At 62.7% G+C, this 19,895-nt stretch carries 17 protein-coding genes, 1 tRNA gene, 2 rRNA genes and 1 pseudogene (1 of these 21 running past the window's edge); 18 read left to right on the forward strand and 3 right to left on the reverse strand.

Annotated features, from left to right (window positions below):
- From M1D34_RS00035 to M1D34_RS00045, 3 genes are all read left to right on the forward strand, one after another.
- Positions 1–1,529: ribosomal RNA gene (locus M1D34_RS00035) — 23S ribosomal RNA — on the forward strand (it extends 1,277 nt beyond the left edge of the window).
- A 222-nt stretch (positions 1,530–1,751) separates the two neighbouring features.
- Positions 1,752–1,866, forward strand: a 5S ribosomal RNA gene (gene rrf, locus M1D34_RS00040).
- Positions 1,867–1,990: 124 nt separating this feature from the next.
- Positions 1,991–2,067: transfer RNA gene (locus tag M1D34_RS00045), tRNA-Met, on the forward strand.
- 109 nt (positions 2,068–2,176) lie between these two features.
- Here M1D34_RS00045 and M1D34_RS00050 read toward each other — a convergent pair.
- Positions 2,177–3,124, reverse strand: coding sequence for a sugar-binding transcriptional regulator (locus M1D34_RS00050; RefSeq protein WP_498780077.1), 948 nt, complete (start codon positions 3,122–3,124; stop codon positions 2,177–2,179).
- Between the two features lie 381 nt (positions 3,125–3,505).
- On the opposite strand from M1D34_RS00050, the pseudogene M1D34_RS00055 reads away from it, so the two are divergent.
- The 14 genes and pseudogenes from M1D34_RS00055 (at position 3,506) to M1D34_RS00120 (ending at position 16,853) form a co-directional block, all read left to right on the forward strand.
- Positions 3,506–5,133, forward strand: a pseudogene (locus M1D34_RS00055) (ABC transporter substrate-binding protein).
- A 93-nt stretch (positions 5,134–5,226) separates the two neighbouring features.
- Complete coding sequence (locus tag M1D34_RS00060) at positions 5,227–6,240, forward strand: ABC transporter ATP-binding protein (RefSeq protein WP_153320524.1); 1,014 nt, start codon at positions 5,227–5,229, stop codon at positions 6,238–6,240.
- Positions 6,237–7,235, forward strand: a complete 999-nt coding sequence (locus tag M1D34_RS00065) for an ABC transporter ATP-binding protein (RefSeq protein ID WP_498780079.1) — start codon at positions 6,237–6,239, stop codon at positions 7,233–7,235. Before M1D34_RS00060 ends, M1D34_RS00065 begins: the two co-directional genes overlap by 4 nt.
- Complete coding sequence (locus tag M1D34_RS00070) at positions 7,232–8,158, forward strand: ABC transporter permease (RefSeq protein ID WP_003535733.1); 927 nt, start codon at positions 7,232–7,234, stop codon at positions 8,156–8,158. Before M1D34_RS00065 ends, M1D34_RS00070 begins: the two co-directional genes overlap by 4 nt.
- 17 nt (positions 8,159–8,175) lie before the next feature.
- The gene (locus tag M1D34_RS00075; protein ID WP_498780082.1) at positions 8,176–9,057 is read left to right on the forward strand and encodes an ABC transporter permease; all 882 of its coding nucleotides are present in this window, start codon (positions 8,176–8,178) and stop codon (positions 9,055–9,057) included.
- An 11-nt stretch (positions 9,058–9,068) separates the two neighbouring features.
- Positions 9,069–9,836 carry a glycerophosphodiester phosphodiesterase family protein gene (locus tag M1D34_RS00080; RefSeq protein ID WP_498780084.1) on the forward strand — a complete coding sequence of 256 codons (768 nt, stop codon included), beginning with the start codon at positions 9,069–9,071 and terminating at the stop codon, positions 9,834–9,836.
- Positions 9,837–9,903: 67 nt separating this feature from the next.
- Positions 9,904–10,812 carry a TIM barrel protein gene (locus tag M1D34_RS00085; protein ID WP_028011466.1) on the forward strand — a complete coding sequence of 303 codons (909 nt, stop codon included), beginning with the start codon at positions 9,904–9,906 and terminating at the stop codon, positions 10,810–10,812.
- A 390-nt stretch (positions 10,813–11,202) separates the two neighbouring features.
- Positions 11,203–12,030 carry a transporter substrate-binding domain-containing protein gene (locus tag M1D34_RS00090; protein WP_010970318.1) on the forward strand — a complete coding sequence of 276 codons (828 nt, stop codon included), beginning with the start codon at positions 11,203–11,205 and terminating at the stop codon, positions 12,028–12,030.
- A gap of 66 nt (positions 12,031–12,096) precedes the next feature.
- Positions 12,097–13,377, forward strand: a complete 1,281-nt coding sequence (locus M1D34_RS00095) for an NAD(P)/FAD-dependent oxidoreductase (RefSeq protein WP_498780087.1) — start codon at positions 12,097–12,099, stop codon at positions 13,375–13,377.
- 17 nt (positions 13,378–13,394) lie between these two features.
- On the forward strand, positions 13,395–14,366 hold the full coding sequence (locus M1D34_RS00100) for an amino acid ABC transporter permease (RefSeq protein WP_010970316.1): 972 nt from the start codon (positions 13,395–13,397) through the stop codon (positions 14,364–14,366).
- Positions 14,356–15,237, forward strand: a complete 882-nt coding sequence (locus M1D34_RS00105; protein ID WP_498780089.1) for a DMT family transporter — start codon at positions 14,356–14,358, stop codon at positions 15,235–15,237. The genes M1D34_RS00100 and M1D34_RS00105 overlap by 11 nt, the downstream gene beginning before the upstream one ends.
- Positions 15,238–15,251: 14 nt before the next feature.
- Positions 15,252–16,007: an amino acid ABC transporter ATP-binding protein gene (locus M1D34_RS00110; protein ID WP_498780091.1), complete on the forward strand. Its 756-nt coding sequence runs from the start codon at positions 15,252–15,254 to the stop codon at positions 16,005–16,007.
- Between the two features lie 148 nt (positions 16,008–16,155).
- Positions 16,156–16,401, forward strand: a complete 246-nt coding sequence (locus M1D34_RS00115; RefSeq protein WP_498780093.1) for a type II toxin-antitoxin system Phd/YefM family antitoxin — start codon at positions 16,156–16,158, stop codon at positions 16,399–16,401.
- Positions 16,398–16,853, forward strand: a complete 456-nt coding sequence (locus M1D34_RS00120) for a PIN domain-containing protein (protein WP_003535709.1) — start codon at positions 16,398–16,400, stop codon at positions 16,851–16,853. Before M1D34_RS00115 ends, M1D34_RS00120 begins: the two co-directional genes overlap by 4 nt.
- Before the next feature lie 27 nt (positions 16,854–16,880).
- Here the strand turns inward: M1D34_RS00120 and M1D34_RS00125 are convergent, their stop codons facing one another.
- Positions 16,881–17,693 (reverse strand): fructoselysine 6-kinase, encoded by an 813-nt coding sequence (locus tag M1D34_RS00125; RefSeq protein ID WP_107608452.1) that lies wholly within the window; start codon positions 17,691–17,693, stop codon positions 16,881–16,883.
- Between the two features lie 79 nt (positions 17,694–17,772).
- On the reverse strand, positions 17,773–18,786 hold the full coding sequence (locus M1D34_RS00130; protein ID WP_003535705.1) for an SIS domain-containing protein: 1,014 nt from the start codon (positions 18,784–18,786) through the stop codon (positions 17,773–17,775).
- Positions 18,787–19,004: 218 nt separating this feature from the next.
- On the opposite strand from M1D34_RS00130, the gene M1D34_RS00135 reads away from it, so the two are divergent.
- Positions 19,005–19,736, forward strand: a complete 732-nt coding sequence (locus M1D34_RS00135; RefSeq protein WP_003535703.1) for a GntR family transcriptional regulator — start codon at positions 19,005–19,007, stop codon at positions 19,734–19,736.
- Positions 19,737–19,895: the final 159 nt, after the last annotated feature.

Genomic DNA, 19,895 nt, shown 5'->3' on the forward strand with positions numbered 1-19,895 from the left:
GTCCTGGAGGTATCGGAAGTGCGAATGTTGACATGAGTAACGATAAAGAGGGTGAGAGACCCTCTCGCCGAAAGACCAAGGGTTCCTGCTTAAAGTTAATCTGAGCAGGGTTAGCCGGCCCCTAAGACGAGGCGGACACGCGTAGTCGATGGGAACCACGTTAATATTCGTGGGCCTGGTGGTAGTGACGGATTGCTCAACTTGTCCGGACTTATTGGATTGTCCGGGCGGGGACGCGGTTCCAGGAAATAGCTCCACCGTATAGACCGTACCCGAAACCGACACAGGTGGTCAGGTAGAGTATACCAAGGCGCTTGAGAGAACTATGTTGAAGGAACTCGGCAAATTGCACGCGTAACTTCGGAAGAAGCGTGACCCTTTTCTACGCAAGTAGGATGGGGTGGCACAGACCAGGGGGTAGCGACTGTTTATCAAAAACACAGGGCTCTGCGAAGTCGCAAGACGACGTATAGGGTCTGACGCCTGCCCGGTGCTGGAAGGTTAAGAGGAGGGGTGCAAGCTCTGAATCGAAGCCCCAGTAAACGGCGGCCGTAACTATAACGGTCCTAAGGTAGCGAAATTCCTTGTCGGGTAAGTTCCGACCTGCACGAATGGCGTAACGACTTCCCCGCTGTCTCCAACATAGACTCAGTGAAATTGAATTCCCCGTGAAGATGCGGGGTTCCTGCGGTCAGACGGAAAGACCCCGTGCACCTTTACTATAGCTTTACACTGGCATTCGTGTCGGCATGTGTAGGATAGGTGGTAGGCTTTGAAGCGGGGACGCCAGTTCTCGTGGAGCCATCCTTGAAATACCACCCTTATCGTCATGGATGTCTAACCGCGGTCCGTCATCCGGATCCGGGACAGTGTATGGTGGGTAGTTTGACTGGGGCGGTCGCCTCCGAAAGAGTAACGGAGGCGCGCGATGGTGGGCTCAGAGCGGTCGGAAATCGCTCGTCGAGTGCAATGGCATAAGCCCGCCTGACTGCGAGACTGACAAGTCGAGCAGAGACGAAAGTCGGTCATAGTGATCCGGTGGTCCCGCGTGGAAGGGCCATCGCTCAACGGATAAAAGGTACGCCGGGGATAACAGGCTGATGACCCCCAAGAGTCCATATCGACGGGGTTGTTTGGCACCTCGATGTCGGCTCATCGCATCCTGGGGCTGGAGCAGGTCCCAAGGGTTTGGCTGTTCGCCAATTAAAGCGGTACGTGAGCTGGGTTCAGAACGTCGTGAGACAGTTCGGTCCCTATCTGCCGTGGGTGTAGGAATATTGACAGGATCTGTCCCTAGTACGAGAGGACCGGGATGGACATATCTCTGGTGGACCTGTTGTCCTGCCAAGGGCATAGCAGGGTAGCTATATATGGAAGGGATAACCGCTGAAGGCATCTAAGCGGGAAACCCACCTGAAAACGAGTATTCCCTTGAGAACCGTGGAAGACGACCACGTTGATAGGCCGGGTGTGGAAGTGCGGCAACGCATGAAGCTTACCGGTACTAATCGTTCGATTGGCTTGATCGTTCCCATTGCTTATGCTCATCGAAGATGAGCATCGCAACTTTCTTTGTCCTCACGCGCGTAGCGCTGCGGACGGCGCGCGCCACAAGGCGCGACGCGCTCTGCGCTTGCGGCCTCACGGCCGCGGCGACAGACAGAAGACGTGTTCAAAACGAAGCAATCGCTTCACCAGCTTCTCAAATCGGTTCGAGCCTGCAGCGCAGGCTCAATCTTGCGCTTTGCCGACCTGGTGGTTCTGGCGGGGTGGCTGCACCCGTTCCCATTCCGAACACGGCCGTGAAACGCCCCAGCGCCGATGGTACTTCGTCTTAAGACGCGGGAGAGTAGGTCGCTGCCAGGTCTGCAAAACGCAGGATAAACAAAACCGATCATCTTCTCTCATGCATTCGGCCGATACACCGGCCGCCGACAAGCGGCCTTTCGATCGCCAGACCGAACGGAACAGACGAGATTTACTCGGATAACGCGGGGTGGAGCAGCCCGGTAGCTCGTCAGGCTCATAACCTGAAGGCCGCAGGTTCAAATCCTGCCCCCGCAACCAAACACATACACATACACGCCAAAAGGCCCGCAGCAGCGGGCCTTTTGGCGTTTGAGGGCTACCCAGCGCCGATAGGGCGGCCGTTTTGCAGCGTCGTTTCCAGTCGATATCACCTTTCCTCCGCGCGCTGCAGCATCGCCATGGCGGTCTGGGCGTCGGTGATCAAGATCGTGGGCAGCCTTGCCCGTGCCAGGGCCAGGAGAATGTCGTGCTTGTGCGAACCGCCCGAGGCAATGATGCGGCAGGGGATGCGGCGGTAGTCGTCGAACTCGGGCGAGAGCACCTGACGGTTGAGCGGGTGATCGACGGGGTTGCCTTCGGCGTCGATATACCGGCCGAGGAGATCGCCGACCGCACCGCGGGCTATGAGTTCGCTCACCTTCGTCCCTTCCGGAAGGCCATAGCGCACCTGCAGGGAGTGCTGCGACATGTCGCCGGCGCTGAGATAGGATATGTCGACGTCGCAGATCTGGCGGAAGGTCTTGCGGAACACCGACTGCGCAATCAGGGCCTCGCGCGATTGCGGAGTTTCGGCATAGATAGGCGCGACGAAGTAGTGGCATTGCGCCTTCAGCACCTCCGCGAAGCCGCGGACGATCTCGAAGGTGTTGATCTCCGAACCATGCGTCAGCCCGCCCATCATCGATCGGACATCGATCCGGGGTTCGTTGGCGGGCGTCATATGCTGCATCGTCTCGCGTAAGGTCGCTCCCCAGCCAACTCCAATGGAGTGTGGTTTCCGCGTCTGGATCAGGCGATCGAGATAGGCGGCGGCGCCGCGCCCGATGACCGCGTGGAGAAGGCGCGGATCGGCCGGGGTGGGCATGACCACGGCATCATCCAATCCGAAACGGTCGCGCAGCCGCGATTCCAGCTCGACACTCTCGACAAGGGGTGAACTAAAGTTGATCCGGACGATGCCCTGCTCCAGCGCCGCGGCAAGAAGCTCGTTCACCCTCCGGCGTGTGAGACTCATGCGCTCGCCGATCTCGGCCTGCGTCAGTCCTTCCACGTGGTAGAGCCAAGCGGCCTTGGCCATCAGTCTCTGCTGCCCCATGCACCCCCCCTGCAACGCTGCGCGTCTGGTCAGACGCATGTCATCCTTAATCGGGCAAGGCGACATGGAGAAGAGTTACATACGTCACATCAGTGTTACACATGTGAACTAATTGGCGTCTGACGACATTCGGTTGGACGCTTACCCCCAATGACTGCAGCTTCATTCATCATCGCTTTCCACTGCACGCCGACAGGGCGCGGAGTTGCGCAAGCGATGTCTCCTAGGGACCTCTGTCGGCAAGACCGTCCACAGTTTGGTCGTCGAGCCCCTGTCACGAAAGTTTCACCCAAACATCAGGAAGACGACGTCTGGCGGAACTACACCCGACGCTGAACAGCATCCGCGCGGGTGCTCGATTCCATCCAAAAGGAGAGTCTCATGCTTTCAATCAACCGCCGCGCCGCGCTGGGCCTCATGGGCGCGACTGCGGGCAGCTTGGTCCTGCCGCGCTTCGCGTTCAGCCAAGGCAAGCGCCCATCCGTCACCATCGCCGTGCAGAAGATCACCATCAACAATACACTCGACGTCTGGAACGAGCAGTCGAATGTCGGTGAGCGCGTGTTCTTCCCAAACCTCTGGGAGGGTCTGATCCTGCGCGACTGGATGGGCAATCAGGGTCCGGTTCCCGGCCTTGCGACGGAATGGAAGCGTATCGACGACAAGACCCTCGAGCTCAAGCTGCGCCAGGGTGTGAAGTTCCACAATGGCGACGAGCTCACGGCCGACGACGTCGTGTTCAGCTTCTCCGCGCAGCGCGTGTTCGGGGACACCCAGCCCGCAGGCGGCAAGACGGTCTTCGAGGATGAGCACAAGCCGGCCACCGCCAAGGAACTGCCGGCAGTCGTGCCGGGCACCGGGCGCCGCCTCTGGCCGGCGCTTGCCGGCGTCGAGGCCGTCGACAAACATACCGTTCGCTTCCACAACGCGACGCCGGACGTCACCATCGAGGGCCGCCTTTATGCCTTCGGCAGCCAGATTGCCAACCGTCGCGCCTGGGACGAGGCGGCGACCTATATGGACTGGGCACGCAAGCCGATCACCACCGGCCCCTATAGGTCGGCGAACATAAACCGGACGTTTCCTTGACGCTCGTCGCCTTCGACGACTACTGGGGCGGCCGCCCGCCGCTGGAGCAGATTCGCTTCGTCGAGGTTCCGGAGGTTTCGTCGCGCGTCAACGGCCTGCTCTCCGGCGAATACGACTTCGCCTGCGACCTCCCGCCGGACCAGATCGCTGCGGTTCAGGCCGCACCCGGATATGAGGTCCAGGGCTCGACGATCCACAACCACCGCATTTCCGTCTTCAATGTCCAGAATCCGACGCTTCAGGACCCGCTCGTCCGCCGGGCGATGACCCATTCGATCGACCGCCAGGCGATCGTCGATGCGCTCTGGTCCGGTCAGACGACCGTGCCGGCCGGCCTGCAGTTCCCCTTCTACGGTGACATGTTCGTCGAAGGCTGGGCGGTTCCGGAATATAATCCGCAGCTCGCCAAGGATCTCCTGAAGCAGGCCAATTACAAGGGCGATGCGATCCCGTTCCGACTTCTCAACAATTACTACACGAACCAGACTGCGAACGGCCAGATCATGGTCGAGATGTGGAAGCAGGTCGGCCTCAATGTCGAAATCCAGATGAAGGAAAACTGGGGTCAGATCCACGACCCGTCCGGCGCGAAGGGCGTGCGCGACTGGTCGGCCGGCGCCGCCTTCAGCGATCCGGTCTCCTCGATCGTCGCCCAGTTCGGGCCTAACGGCGAGGTTCAGCAGAAGAAGGACTGGGCAAATGCCGAGGCCAACCAGATGGCCCAGATCCTCGAAACGGAAACCGATCATGCGAAACGCAAGAAGGCATTCGCCCGCATGCTCGAGATCTGCGAGCGCGAGGACCCGGTCTACCAGGTGCTTCACCAGAACGCGGTCTTCACCGGCATGAAGTCTTCGTTGAACTGGAAGGCGGCGCCCGCCTTCGCCATGGACTTCCGCGCCGCCAACTGGGCCAGCTGAATTCGACTACGCCGTGTTCCGGCAGCCCGGCGGCTGCCGGAATCCTTTGAGGACCGGGCGGCGATGCCGCGGTCGAAACACCGGGAATGAGAAATGGGCGCTGCCAAGCCGGATCTCGTAGCATTGCGGGACCTGAAGGTCGCTTTCGATGGCGTTCAGGTTCTGCATGGCATCGATCTCAATGTTGCCAAGGGAGAGGCTGTCGGCCTCGTCGGCGAGTCGGGATGCGGCAAGTCCGTGACCTGGCTCGCGGCGCTCGGGCTGCTTCCGGGCAAGGCGGCTGTCACGGGTTCTGTCCGGATCGACGGCCGGGAACTGTGCGGGGCACGCCGCGCCGCTCTCGAGGAGGTCCGCGGCGGGCGGATCGCAATGATTTTCCAGGACCCTTCGAGCTCTCTCAATCCCGTATTGCGCATCGGCCGCCAGATCGTCGAGGCGCTTTACATTCACCGCGGTCTTCGCGGAGATGCGGCGCGCGTCGAGGCCCTGCGGTTGATGGACATGGTCGGCATTCCCGATGCGGCGCGGCGCTTCGATCTTTATCCGCACGAATTTTCCGGTGGGCAGTGCCAGCGCCTGATGATCGCGATGGCGCTCGCGGGCGAGCCGGACCTGCTGATCGCCGACGAGCCGACCACGGCGCTCGACGCGACCATCCAGGCGCAGATCCTCGATCTTCTGAACACGCTTCGGGCCGAGACCGGCATGGCGCTCGTCTTCATCAGCCATGATCTGGGCGCGGTCTCGCAGGTTTGCGATCGCGTATGCGTCATGTATGCCGGCCGGATCGTCGAAGAGGGAAGCGTGGCGCAACTCTTCTCGGAGCCGCGGCATCCCTATACGCGGGGACTGTTCGATGCCATTCCGCGGATCGACGGGCCGCGCGACCGGCTGATCCCTATCCCGGGGACCGTACCGAGCCCGAAACATCTGCCTGCGGGCTGTTCCTTCTCGCCCCGGTGCCCCCGCGCCGTCGATGCCTGCGGGAGCGACTACCCGCATCTCGAGCCCCAAGGCGACGGACGCCGCCTTGCCTGCATGCGCCCCGTGCCAGCGGTCACGCGCGGCGACGCTGAGAGAAGAGTTCCCGAAGGGCTGATGTCGTGACTGCGCTGATCGAAGCGGACGAACTCGTGCGCATCTACGAAGTCCGGCGCGGGCTCTTCGGCCGCCCAAGCCCGGTGCGCGCCGTCGACGGGATTTCGCTCGCGGTCATGCCCGGCGAGACGCTCGGAATCGTCGGCGAATCGGGGTCCGGCAAATCGACATTGGGGCGGATGCTTCTGGGGCTCGATCCGGCGCAGGCCGGCGAGGTGCGCTTCGAGGGAAGCCCTATGCCGAAATACGGTACGGCCGGATGGCGGGCGCTGCGCGCCAAGATGCAACTCGTCTACCAGGATCCGCTTGCGGCACTCGACCGGCGCCTGACGATTGCAGCGCAGATCGGCGAGCCGCTCGATATTCACCGGCTCGTCCCGAAAGAACACCAGGCCGCCCGCATTGCCGAACTGATGGCGGCTGTCGGGCTTCGCTCCGACCAGGCCGGGCGCTTCCCGCATGAGCTTTCCGGCGGCCAGCGGCAGCGGGCCGTCATCGCCCGCGCCCTTGCTTCGCGGCCGAAGCTCCTGGTCTGCGATGAGCCCGTCTCCGCCCTCGACGTTTCGATCCAGGCGCAGGTCGTCAACATGCTGCGCGATCTCCAGGAAAAGAACGGCATCGCCATGATCTTCATCAGCCACGATCTGAAGGTCGTGCGCAACATCGCCGACCGCGTCGCGGTGATATATCTCGGCCGGATCGTCGAGGAGGCTTCTTCCGACGTGATCTTCCGGGCGCCGCAGCATCCCTATACGAAGGCGCTCGTCTCGAGCGTCCCGGTCCCGGGCAAGCCGCTCGAAGGCCGGGTGATCCTGCAGGGCGAACCGCCGAACCCGGCCGATCGTCCCTCGGGCTGCGCTTTCCATCCCCGCTGTCCCGTTGCGCGCGACATCTGCCGCACGAGCGTGCCTGCGCTTCGCCGGACCGGCAACGGCCGGACGGCGGCCTGTCATGCGGTGGCGGGCGAAACCGCGTCGGTCGAGACCCTTAGGAGACGGGCATGATCCGCTTCGTTCTCGTGCGTCTGATGCGCGCCGTGATTACGATCCTCGCCGTCGTGACCTTCGCTTTCGTCGTGCTGCGCATGTCGGGCGATCCGGCCCAGGTGATGCTCGGTCCCGATGTGCCTCAGGACGCCGTCGACGCGTTCCGCAAAACCTGGGGTCTCGACCAGCCGATCTGGGTACAATACCTCGCCTATATCAAGTCCATCTTCACCGGAGATTTCGGCGTGTCGATGCGCGACAAGGCCTCGGCGCTGCGACTGGTTCTGGAGCGGGTGCCCGCGACGCTGCAATTGACGCTTCCGGCGCTGATCCTGAAGCTGATGATCGGTATCCCCGCCGGCGTCTATGCCGCGCTCCACCGCCAGAGCTTCGCCGACCGCGGCGTGATCACGCTGGCGATCATCGGCTTTACCGTTCCGTCCTTCGTCATGGGCCTCGTGCTCGTACTGATCTTTTCGGTTCTTCTGGGCGTGCTGCCGTCCGGCGGGCAGGATACCTGGATGCACGGGATTCTGCCGACGATCACGATGAGCATCGGCGGGATCGGCATTCTTGCCCGTTTCTCGCGCAGCGCCATGATCGAGGTGCTTGGGCAGCCCTACATCCGCACGGCCTCGGCGAAGGGGCTGAAATGGCGCGACGTCATCTGGAGCCATGCGCTTCCCAACGCCGCAGTCCCGATCGTCACCATCGTCGGTTTCATGGTCGGGTCGCTGATCGCCGGCGCGGTCGTGGTGGAATCGATCTTCTCCTGGCCCGGCATCGGGCGGCTGCTGATCGTTTCGGTCAGCAATCGCGACCTCGCCGTCGTGCAGTGCATTCTGCTGATCATCGCCGCGGCAATGGTGATGTCGAACCTCGTCGTCGACCTGCTCTACGGCTGGCTCGACCCGCGGCTGCGTTCGCATGCCGGGCATTAGTTCCAAGGAGATGCGCTATGGCTTCCGTTGATCTGGCAGAGAGATCGCCTCTTGCAGGATGGCTACGAGGCTCCCTTTCCTTCCTTCGCCGCAAATTGCCTCTATCGGTGGCGTTCGGCTTCCTCTGGCTCGCAACGATGATCGTCATCGCGCTTTTTGCCGGCTTCCTGCGGCCTTATGACATCACGGCGATGGACCTGACGAGCCGGCTGTCGGGGCCCGGAACGCTGAAGCACTGGCTCGGCACCGACGAGCTCGGCCGGGACGTGCTGTCGCGGCTGATCCAGTCGATCCGCGTCTCGCTGATCATCGCCTTCGGTGCGACGGTGCTTTCGGCGGTCTTCGGCACGGCGCTCGGTTTCGCGGCAGCGCGGTTTCGGGGCTTGACCGAGCATCTGGTACTCGCGCTTGCCGATTTCCAGGCGGCCCTGCCGTTTCTCATCATGTCGCTCGCGGTGCTGGCCTTCTTCGGCTCCTCCATGGTGCTGCTCGTCTGTCTCATGGGCTTCTACGGCTGGGAACGCTACGCGCGCATCGCCCGCGGCCTGGCGATCTCGGCCGGGGCGCAGGGCTATGCTGCCGCGGTGGTGCAACTCGGCGCCACTCCGGCGCGGGTCTATCTCCGCCATATCCTGCCCAATGTCGCATCGACGCTGATCGTGTCGATGACGCTGACGTTTCCGGAGATCATCCTGATGGAAAGCGGGCTGTCATTCCTCGGTCTCGGTGTGCAGCCGCCGGAAACGAGCCTCGGCAACATGGTCGGCTTCGGGCGCGAATATCTGACCCGCGCTCCCTGGATCATGCTCGCTCCGGCCGCCGTGATCATGCTCACGACCCTTTCCATCTCGCTTGTCGGCGACTGGCTTCGCGACAAGCTCGATCCCACCGTGCGTTGAGGACCAATCCCATGACGAAAATCATCGGCCACCGCGGCGCCCGCAATCTCTGGCCGGAAAACTCGCTGACGGGTTTCCGCAATGCGCTGCGGCTCGGCGTCGATGCCATCGAGTTCGACGTGCACCTGACCGATTCAGGAGAGTTGCTCGTCATTCACGACGCCGCGCTCGACAGGACCGTACACGCGACCGGACCGGTGCGCCGGCTTTCTCCCGCGGGGCGGCTCGCGACGCGGTTGCGCGATACGGACGAGAGTATCCCGACATTGAGCGACGTGCTGGGCATACTTGCAGCCAGGGACGGACTTCACTTGCACGTCGAGATCAAGTCCGACGAAATGGGAACACCTTACCCCGGCATCGCCGCCCGAGTAGCGGCGGAACTGCGGCGCTTCGGCGTCGACCACCGCTCCCATCTCACGTCTTTCGATATATCGGTCCTCGAGGAGTGCCGCCTCCATGCGCCGCATGTCGCGCGTCTCGTCTCCGTCAATGCCGACTGGGCGGCGCGGCAAGGCGGCCTCTCTGCCTTTCTCCCGGCCGCCGACGACCTCGTGGACATCGTAGCGATCCACCACGAACTGATGGCGGACCAGTGGGAACTCATCCGTAGCTCGGTGCCTATGGAGCGGCTTTGCGTATGGACCCTCAACGAGGAAGCGGGCATCCGCCGCTGGCTCGAAAGGGGGATCGGGCATCTGACCTCGGACAGTCCCGATCTGGCGCTCGGCTTCCGTGACGCCGAAGTCGCATCAGTGCGCTTAGAGGAAAAGTTATAGCGGTTTCCGACCGGAAACGCGTATTTTCTAGTCCGGTCGTAGCCGGTCATCTCAATGGGGACAATCAATGAGCAATATCATCGCAACCGGCTTCAGTTCGGGTTCCGTCGACGGCGAACTGGAGAGCCTCGAGGCCGACCTGCGCCGACTGAGGGAACTCGGCGTCGACACGGTCGAGCTTGGCCTGACCAGCATCGACCTCATCGCCGGCGGAAGACTGATCAAGGAGCGCGTGGAGCGGCTTGTGGCGCTGACCCGCCAGTTTCCCTTTCGCTACACGGTTCACGGCCTCGTTTCCTCGAACTTCATGGATCCGGCAACGGCGGCCTATCAGCTGGAGGCGGCAAAGGCGCTGGTCGAGATCTGCGATCGCATCGGCGCCGGCATCATCGTTCAGCACGGCGGTCACCTGCGCGCCGAGCAGCTTTTCGAGCGGGCGGAGGCAGACCGGCGCGAGCGTGACGCTTTGTTCGAGCTCGCGGAATTCGCACGCCCCTACGGCGTGCGCATCGCGCTTGAGAATATCTTTTCAACGGCGCCGGGACAGTATCGCCAGACGCCGGCCGAAATCGCCGAGACGGTGAGGGCCGTCGACCATTCCAATCTGGTGGCGCTGATCGACTTCAGTCATGCCTATATCGAGTCCACCTATCGCGGCTTGAATTTTCGCGAGCAGATCCGCGCCATGGCGCCCGTTGCCGGACACCTCCACGTCCACGATTCCTTCGGCCGCCCGCAGGCCTTTTATCAGGCGTTCTATCCGCAGGAGGCGACGGCACTCGGTATCGGCGACCTGCACATGCCGCTCGGCTGGGGCGACATCGACTGGGAGGATATTTTCGGTGAACTGGATTTCCTGCCCGAGACAGTGCTGATGATGGAGATCGGGCCGCGCTATCGCAATGAGCAGGCCGAATGCCTGAAGCGTGCTCAAGGGCTGATGCTGCTCAGCCGCACCGCAACGGCTGCCGAGTGATCGCCACCTGAAGTTGTCATTGCTGCGTAGGCGGGGCTCTGGCGGATGCCGGGCTCCGCCTTTCCGCGTCCAGCCCTTGGCGCGCTTTCAGGATAGTGTGTAGAGCCTGGCTCCACGCCGTCGCGTTCAACGCCGCCTTATTCCTTCGCACTCCGGCCGAGTCCATCACCGATTCGCATAGTCTCATCATTTCGTTTCATGGCCGCGTGCGCCATGCGGCCTTGACACCGCGTCAGTAGGATTTACTAATTCAGTTGTCAGACATCTTATAACTGGGAGCACGCTGCATGTTCCGTGGATCATGCAGCAAGTCGAAGTGCTACAGCGACCATTGCGCGCCTTGCGAGAGACGCGACGCTGTAGGGCTGGCTTATCGAAGAGGAGGATTGCGTGAAAGGACTATTTGCAAAGCTCGCTATCGGCGTTGCCGCACTGGCGTTCGTAACCGCCGCACAGGCGGGTGAGACGCTCGACCGGGTCATGGGCAAGAAGGCCATGGTGGTCGCCACCAACAGCGGCTGGCCGCCCCAGAGCTATCTCGACGACAGCAACGAGCTGGTCGGTTTCGACATCGACGTGTCCAAGGAGATCGCCAAGCGTCTCGGCGTCGAAGTGAGCTTCGAAACGCCCGACTGGGCGACGTTGACCGGCGGCCGTTGGCAAGGGCGCTACGATCTGGGTGTTGGCTCCGTCACCCCCACCAAGGCGCGTGCCCAGGTCATCGATTTCGCCGGCATCTATTACTTCAGCCCCTATGTTTACGTGCTTCACAAGGACAGCCAGGCGAAATCCGTCGCGGACCTGAACGGCAAGATCATCGGGGTCGAAACGGCGACCACGTCGGAAGATTTCATCCGCCGTCAGCTGGAGATCGATGCGCCGGGCCTGCCGCCGATCGAATATAAGATCGAGCCGGGCGAGATCCGCACCTTCGCCGATTCCATGCTGCCCTTCGACGATTTGCGCCTTGGCGACGGGGTGCGCCTCGATGCGGTCATCGCGCCGGAGCAGACCGCGCTCAACGCGGTGAAGAACGGCTATCCGCTGCGCGTCCTCGAGGGCGAGTATGCCTTCAGGGAGCCGCTTGTGGTCATCGCCGAAAAAGTCGATCCGGACTGGACGAAGAAGGTGGGTTCCATCATCGACGAGATGAAGAAGGACGGCACGCTCGCGACGCTGACCACCAAGTGGTACGGCAAGGACTACAGCGCCGACTGAACCGATACCTGCGGGGGGCGGCTCGCCGCCCCTCCGCTTGCCACCGCGGTCGACGGGCGAGAGAAAATGTCCTATCCCAATACCTATTACAAGCAGACAATAGCCGAAACGAATGTCAGACCGCCCCTCTCCGGTACGGTCGAATGCGATACCGTGATCATCGGCGGCGGGCTCGCCGGTCTGACGACGGCGTTGCAGCTGGCGCGCGCCGGGCAATCGGTGGTCGTTCTCGAAGCGGAAAGCGTAGGCTTCGGGGCGTCCGGCCGCAATGGCGGTTTCGTCAGCCCGGGTTTTGCCACCGGCAGCGACAACATCGCCCGCATGGCCGGGACCGAGGCGGCGCGGCAGATACACCGGCTTTCGATCGAAGGCGTCGAATTCGTCCGCGAGACGATCGAGGCGCTGAAAATCGACGGCGCACGGCCCCAGCCCGGCATCACGAGCGTGTTGCGCTACGACGACGGAGGCAGCCTGAAAGCGCATGCCGACGAGATGAGGCGCATCTACGGCTATGAGCTCGACTATCTCTCCACCGGCGAAGTCCGTTCGGTGCTGAAGTCGAATCGATATTTCCACGCCTTGCGCGACCCCAAAGCCTTCCACATGCATCCGCTCAACTATCTTCGCGGACTGGCGCGCGAGATCGAACGGCTGGGCGGACGGATCTATGAAGGTTCGGCGGCGACCGGGAGCGTGCTCGACGGTGCCGAGAAGACCGTGTCCACGTCTGGCGGCCGTGTCAGAGCGCGTCATGTCGTGTTCACCACCGGCGGCTATACGGGCTCCCTGAACGGGCGGCTGAAACGTTCGTTCCTGCCGATCGCGACCTATGTCATGCTGAGCGAGGAAGCGCCGGAACTCATTCGTACCGCCATCGCCACCACGGACGCGATCGGCGACAACCGCCGCGCCGGCGACTACTACCGCCTGGTCGAGGGCGGGAAGCGCCTGCTTTGGGGCGGGCGCATCACCACCCGTGCGGCCTCACCGGCAGCCTTGGCCGGGGAACTCCGGGGCGAAATGGTCGGGACCTATCCGCAGCTCAAGGATCTGAAGACCGAGCTTGCCTGGTCGGGACTGATGTCCTACGCGCGCCACCTCATGCCACAGATCGGCGAGATGCAACCCGGCGTATGGCATTGCACGGCCTTTGGCGGCCATGGGCTGAACACGACCGCCATCGGCGGGAAGCTGGTGGCCGAAGGCATCCTTGGTCAGTCCGACCGCTACAAGCTGTTCAAGCCATTCGGGCTCGTCTGGGCCGGCGGCTATGCCGGTCTGGCGGTAGCCCAGCTCACCTACTGGAAACTGCAAGCTCAAGACTGGTGGCGCGAGCGCGCGGCCTGAATGCCGGAGAGAACCAAATGATCGGTCGTATGATTCTGACTTATCCGGATGCAGCGCGGCGCACCGGGACGTTTCTCCTGCTCGCGCTGATAACCCTGACGGTCTACAGCCTGGGTGTCAGCCCGGCCTGGATCGGCCTTGTTCTGCCGACGAGCTCGGAGTGGCTGGCCGCCAATCCCGCGCTCGGACGGCTGGTCGGCGCGGTGATGATCGCGGTGATAGCGGCGCTGAACTGGAAGGCCCTGCGGCAGCTGCCTCGCCGCTGGCAGGTGGCCGGCGTCTGGCTGGAGCTCTTCGCGCTCCTGATGCTCTTCTTCTATTCCTTCAATCTTTCCTTTGCCTTTATCGCCAAGAAGCTCAGCTTCCTGATCTCGCAGGGCGTCGTCACCACGCTCTACATTTCGGTGATCTCGATCGCTGTCGCGACCGTCATCGCGCTTGTGGGCGCAATTGCGAAACTGTCGAAGAACGGTGTGATCTACGGTCTCGCCACCTTCTACACGTCGCTCTTTCGCGGCCTGCCGCTCCTGATGCAGATCTATATCATCTATCTCGGTCTGCCGCAGGTGGGTTACGTCATCAGCGCCGTGCCGGCCGGCATCCTTGCGCTCTCGCTCTGCTACGGCGCTTATATGACCGAAATCTTCCGGGCGGGGATCGAGAGCATTCCGCGGGGGCAGACGGAAGGTGCGACCGCGCTCGGCCTGAGCCCGAGCCAGACGATGGGGCTGGTGATCCTCCCGCAGGCGATGCGTGTGATCATTCCGCCGACCGGAAACCAGTTCATCGCGATGCTGAAGGATTCCTCGCTGATCTCCGTCGTCGGCGTCTGGGAACTGATGTATCTCGCCCGCACCCAGGGACAGACCGAGTTCCGTCACATCGAAATGCTGATCACGGCCTCCATGATCTACTGGATCCTTTCGATCGGCCTCGAATATATGCAGTCCCGTGTCGAGGCACGGTTCGGACGCTTCAATGTCCGTTGACGCGACTGTCGCGCCGGCCGCGGGCGGCATGCCGCGCAACCTGCGCGCTGCCGCCCTGGGCTTCCTGGCCTTCGCCATGTTTTCGGGCACGGATGTGCTGGTGAAGCTTCTCGCAGAGCGCTTCGAGGTGCCGCAGGTGACCTTCATGGTGACGCTTGCAGCGCTCGCGATGCTTGCCGTCTACGCCGGCGTCACCGGCACAACGGCGTCGCTCAGGCCGCGTCATCCGGGGCTCGCGCTCCTGAGGGCGTTCCTGCTCGCCGTCGATACGCTTCTGATCCACTACGCATTTTCGGTGCTGCCGCTGTCGGAAGCCTATCTGCTCGCCTTCCTCACTCCGGTTCTTGTGGCGGTGCTGGCCTTCGCCCTGCTTGCGGAACGCCTGTCCATGCTTGCCTGGTGTGGCGTGGTCGTCGGCTTCCTCGGTGTTGCGGTTGCGCTCAGGCCGGGGATCGCGCCGCTCAATCTCGGTCACGCCGCGGCGGCGGGGTCGGCTCTCGTCTTCGCGCTCTCGCTCGTGCTGCTGCGCCGCGCCAAGGCGACGGAGAGCGACCTTGCCCTCGTCTCGACGCTGCTCGTGGTGCTCGCCGCGGTCGCGCTGGCCGTTGCGTCGATCGGCGGCGGACTGGCGCCGGTCGGGCCGGGCGATCTGCTGATAGCCTTCTTCGCCGGCCTCTTCATGCTCGGCGGTCATCTGCTGCTGGTGCGCGCCTTCCGCATGGGCGACGCCTCGGTGGTTGCGCCTTTCCAATACAGCCAGATCGTCTGGGGCTGCCTCTACGGGGCGCTGTTCTTTGCCGCCCCCATCGAACTGCACACGGTCGCAGGCGCGCTCGTCATCGTGCTTTCCGGCTGGCTCGTCCTGAAATAATCCTGGAGACAACAATGCCAACATCGATCGACATCGCTTCGCCGGAGATCACGCTCAGCGGCGTACACAAGTGGTACGGCCAGTATCATGCCCTTGACGATATCAACCTGTCCATCGCGCCGCGGGAGAAGGTCGTCATCTGCGGACCCTCCGGTTCCGGCAAGTCGACGCTGATCCGCTGCGTCAACCGGCTCGAGGCGCATCAGCAGGGCCGCATCGTCGTCGGCGGCGTCGAAGTCGGCGAGGATGAGCGCAAGGTGGATGCCATCAGGCGCGAAGTGGGAATGGTGTTTCAGCAGTTCAATCTCTTCCCGCATCTGACGATTCTCGAAAACTGCATTCTGGCGCCGATGTGGGTCAAGCGCTTGCCGCGCGCCCAGGCGACGGAGATCGCGATGGACTATCTCAACCGCGTGCGCATTCCGGAGCAGGCCAACAAATATCCGGGCCAACTTTCGGGCGGGCAGCAGCAGCGCGTGGCGATCGCGCGGGCGCTCTGCATGAATCCGAAGGTCATGCTCTTCGACGAGCCGACCTCTGCACTCGACCCTGAAATGGTCAAGGAAGTGCTGGACACCATGGTGGCGCTCGCAAACGACGGCATGACGATGGTCTGCGTCACCCACGAAATGGGCTTCGCACGCCAGGTCGCCGATCGGGTGATCTTCATGGACCAGGGCCGCATTGTCGAAGAGGGCGAACCGGACGAATTCTTCGCGCATCCGAAGACGGATCGGGCGAGCCTGTTTCTCAGCCAGCTCCTGCACTGATGCATATGGCAGGATTTGTGCGCACCCATCGCTGCTCGGGCAAGCTTTGGCCGAGGCAGGCACTGGCTGGCGATACCGATCATATGAAGTTGCGGAGCGCGTCGCCTTCCATTATTGTAGGCAATATAACTACTGATGAGGTATTGCCGTGGAAGAAGCCGTTTCGGCAGCGGATGCCAACCGCAAGTTTTCTCTTATCCTGCGCAGCGTGCGGGAGGGGCACAGCTATGTCGTGACGAGCCACGGACGGCCTGTCGCGCGCATCGTTCCCGCCGCCAAAAGCGATAACGCGGTTTCCGGTGCGCGAACAGCGCTGCTGTCGCGCCTCGAACGTCAGCCCGCCGTGATTGCCGGGCGCTGGGCCCGCGATGAGCTTTACGAGGACGAGCGGTGAGGGTCGCGCTCGACACCAACGTCCTCGCCTATGCGGAGGGCGTCAACGGTATCGAGAAGCGGGATATCGTTCTGGAACTGGTGCGCAATCTGCCGCAGGAGGCTGCCGTCATTCCCGTTCAGGTGCTTGGAGAACTGTTCAATGTTCTCGTGCGCAAGGCAGGAAGGTCACGGGCCGACGCCCGCGAGGCCATTCTAGGCTGGCGAGACGCCTTTTCGATCGTCGGGACCTCGCCCGAAATCATGGTGGCGGCGGCTGACCTCGCAACCGATCATCATTTCGGCATCTGGGATGCGGTGATCCTTTCCGCCGCCTCGCAGGCCGGTTGCCGGCTGCTGCTGTCCGAAGACCTTCAGGATGGCTTCACATCGGGCGGCGTAACAGTCGTCAATCCCTTTGCGTCTCCGCGTCATACGTTGCTGGAGTCATTGTTGGGAGGGGGCGAGGCATAGGAGTAATCCGTCCCATTCGCCGCGCCGTCAGATCGACTGCGGTTCCTGCGGAAAGCCGCCGACATGCGTGCATGTATTCGCGGCCAGGTCCCTGCCGGCCTCGAGGCATGCGGCAAGGGCGCGCCCTTCCAGGCGGGCGGCGATGAAGCCGGCGATGAAGCTGTCGCCGGCGCCGGTCGTGTCGACGACTTCTACCGGACGAATGCCCGCGGACGCTACCTCGGCGCCGTCGCTCGCGAGCGAGCCGAGCGCACCACGCGTGACCACCGCGAGGCGGGCTCCGCGCGCGAGAAATTCGCCGGTCAGCCTCTCTGCACTCGTTTCGTCCTCGCCGGCCGATCCGAAGGCGATCGAAAGGCCGTCGACTTCGAGATCTGCGGCTGCCGCATTGACCGAGACGTCCTGGGAGACGCTGACGCCTGCGGCAGATAGTGCACGGCGCAACAGGCCGCCGTCGTCCAGCCAGCCGATATGCACATGGTCCATGGTCTTCAGCAGCTCGATCTCGCCGGCATCGGGGCGGTATCCGGCGCAGGCCCCGAAGTCTTCATGGACGAAGATGCGGTCGCCGGCAGGCGTAACGTCGATATCTGTGTAGGCCGTGTTGGTGTCGCGCGCGAGCAGGTGATCGACATTGACGCCGTTTGCAAGCAGCAGGCGGCGAACCTGGGCGCCGTCGGAATCGCGGCCGACGGCGCCGAAATAGAAGGAGCCGTGGCCGAGCCTTGCAAGTTGAACGGCGACATTGATCGCGTTGCCGCCGACATAGGATTGGCGAAGTGGCGCGCGATAGCGGTCGATGCAATTGTCGCCGACTGCGGCAAATCGGAAGGAAGTCATGGCGATCTCTTGTCCTGCGGCGTCACGGCCGCGAATGCGGAAGCAATTGCGGCCGTGCTAGTTTATCGGGCGTCCATGCTCAATAGGCCACGCGCTTGTAGTAACGCCGCGTCGTCAGCGGGTGGTTGCGCATCACTTCGAGGTGTGCGCTGATGCGCTCGAGCACGGTTGCGAGAACGATCGGCGAGACGAGGCCGCGTACCTCTTGCGAAATGCCGGGCAGCGCAAAGTCGGCCGTGTCGAGCACGGTCAGCCTGTCCGTGTAGTTGGGCGCGAAATTCTGCACCCGGTCGGCAAGCGGCCGCAGCGCGTCCTCGCCCTTGAAGAGGATGACGCTGACGCCCTTTTCCACGAGCTCGAGCGTCCCATGGAAGAAGTCCGAGGCATGGACCGGGCGTGTCCGGATCCACTGCATCTCTTCGAGGATGCACATGCCGTAGTAGAAGGCCTCGGGCCAGGCGTTTCCGGCGCCGGTGACGATGTGGTAGTCGGAGCCCGCCAGAACGCGGGCGAAGGTCTCGGCCTTGTCCTCGTAACCGCGCTTCACTTCGAGGAGAAGCCCAGGAAGTCTTTCCAGTTCACCGGCGATCTGGTCGTAGTTCTCGATCTCGCCGCGGTGACGCATGATCGACAGCGCGATGAACAGGGATTGCAGGTAGAAGGACTCGCAGGACGTGTCGTCTTCGGCAAAGTTGACGAAGGCATGGTCGCCGCCCTTGCCGAGCGGCGTTTCCTCGTGACCCACCAGCGACAGGACCGTCGCGCCGGCCTCCTTCGCCTTTGCGAGCAGAGCCACGCTCTCCTTGGTCGTGCCGGAGAGCGACGGAATGACGACGATCGACTTTTCCGTCAGGTTGACCGAACCGGTGATGAAGAGCTCAGCCGGCAGGTCGATGAAGGCCGGAAAGCGCGACCTGCGCTGGAGCAACTGGGCGGCCGGCTGCATGAGAATGGCGGCACCGCCGGTCCCGAGGAAAAAGACGTTCTCCGCACCCTTTTCAAGGCAGGAGACGACGACGTCGTCCAGGCGTTGACGCAGGGCGACGGCGCCCGACTGGATGCGTAGGAATCTCTGTTCGTCAAAATTCAGCATGGTTCTCTCTCGACAGGTGGTGGCGATCGCCGGCTGGTGCCAACAATGTTGTAAGACAACTGACAACATCGCATGAAAATGTCAAGGGAGATAATCGGCCGAATGCACCTTCTGCCAGCGAGTTCCAGCAAGGGTATAAGCTAGAAGAGCTGTCCCTTGACCTTCCTGGATTTGTCAGACAAGAAGGATCATATTTTGCCGTCATTGGGAGAGAGGAATTGCCCGAGCCCCTTCGCGACACGCGCACCCTGGTCATACAGCTTCGCGACCGCATCGCCGATCTGATCCGGGAGCAGGGGCTCGCTCCGGGCGACAAGCTTCCGACGGAGGCGCAGCTGACGGAGCGTTTCAGGATATCCCGCCCGGCGCTGCGGGAGGCATTGAAGCTACTGGAACAGGATGGCGTCATCTATGTCGAACACGGCCGCGGCCGGTTCGTTTCGGCGGCGTCTGCGGTCCATGTCGAAAGGCCGATCACCGTCTTCGAGAGCGTCACCGACATGACGCGCCATTACGGCTATGCGACCGTCAACAAGGTACTCTCGATCGCCGAGGAAATGCCCGACGCGGTCACGGCGGGGCAATTGCGGCTCGCAAGCGGCGAACGTGTCATCCGTCTCGAGCGTCTGCGTCTGCACAAGGACGAGCCGATCCTCTATTGTCTCGACTACATCCCGCGCAGCATCATTCCGAGCCGCCTTTATGACATCGAATGGGGCGGCTCGCTGCTCGATCTGCTCGACCAGTATAGACACCGGCCGCGCATGTCCGCTGCTACGGTCACGGCGGTGATGCTTCCGGAGGACGTGGTGGAGCGCAACGATCTGCGGGATTTCGGGCCGGCGCTGCTGATCCGCGAGACCTGTTTCAATGCGAGCGGCGTGCCGGTCGTTTATTCCGTCGACTACCACCGCGGCAGCCATTTTTCCTTCAGCCTCGCGCGGAAATAGCGATCCGGGGTCGCACAGCGGTTGCGAAGATCTTGAGGGAAGCGTCCTTCCCTCCGCCCTTGCCGGTCGGCCCAATCAGAGCGGGATGAGGAAAAGTGTGTGCGGTTTTCCGCCCGCATCCCGCGTCTCCACCTCTTGGAATCGGTCACGTTCATGCTT

It is taken from the genome of Ensifer sp. D2-11 (assembly GCF_054161295.1).

Coding starts and splice junctions, on each gene's coding strand:
- M1D34_RS00080 (WP_498780084.1), top strand. CDS start 9,069: ATGACGAAAATCATCGGCCACCGCGGCGCCCGCAATCTCTGGCCGGAA.
- M1D34_RS00085 (WP_028011466.1), top strand. CDS start 9,904: ATGAGCAATATCATCGCAACCGGCTTCAGTTCGGGTTCCGTCGACGGC.
- M1D34_RS00075 (WP_498780082.1), top strand. CDS start 8,176: ATGGCTTCCGTTGATCTGGCAGAGAGATCGCCTCTTGCAGGATGGCTA.
- M1D34_RS00130 (WP_003535705.1), bottom strand. CDS start 18,786: ATGCTGAATTTTGACGAACAGAGATTCCTACGCATCCAGTCGGGCGCC.
- M1D34_RS00050 (WP_498780077.1), bottom strand. CDS start 3,124: ATGGGGCAGCAGAGACTGATGGCCAAGGCCGCTTGGCTCTACCACGTG.
- M1D34_RS00100 (WP_010970316.1), top strand. CDS start 13,395: ATGATCGGTCGTATGATTCTGACTTATCCGGATGCAGCGCGGCGCACC.
- M1D34_RS00095 (WP_498780087.1), top strand. CDS start 12,097: ATGTCCTATCCCAATACCTATTACAAGCAGACAATAGCCGAAACGAAT.
- M1D34_RS00125 (WP_107608452.1), bottom strand. CDS start 17,693: ATGACTTCCTTCCGATTTGCCGCAGTCGGCGACAATTGCATCGACCGC.
- M1D34_RS00110 (WP_498780091.1), top strand. CDS start 15,252: ATGCCAACATCGATCGACATCGCTTCGCCGGAGATCACGCTCAGCGGC.
- M1D34_RS00060 (WP_153320524.1), top strand. CDS start 5,227: ATGGGCGCTGCCAAGCCGGATCTCGTAGCATTGCGGGACCTGAAGGTC.
- M1D34_RS00070 (WP_003535733.1), top strand. CDS start 7,232: ATGATCCGCTTCGTTCTCGTGCGTCTGATGCGCGCCGTGATTACGATC.
- M1D34_RS00105 (WP_498780089.1), top strand. CDS start 14,356: ATGTCCGTTGACGCGACTGTCGCGCCGGCCGCGGGCGGCATGCCGCGC.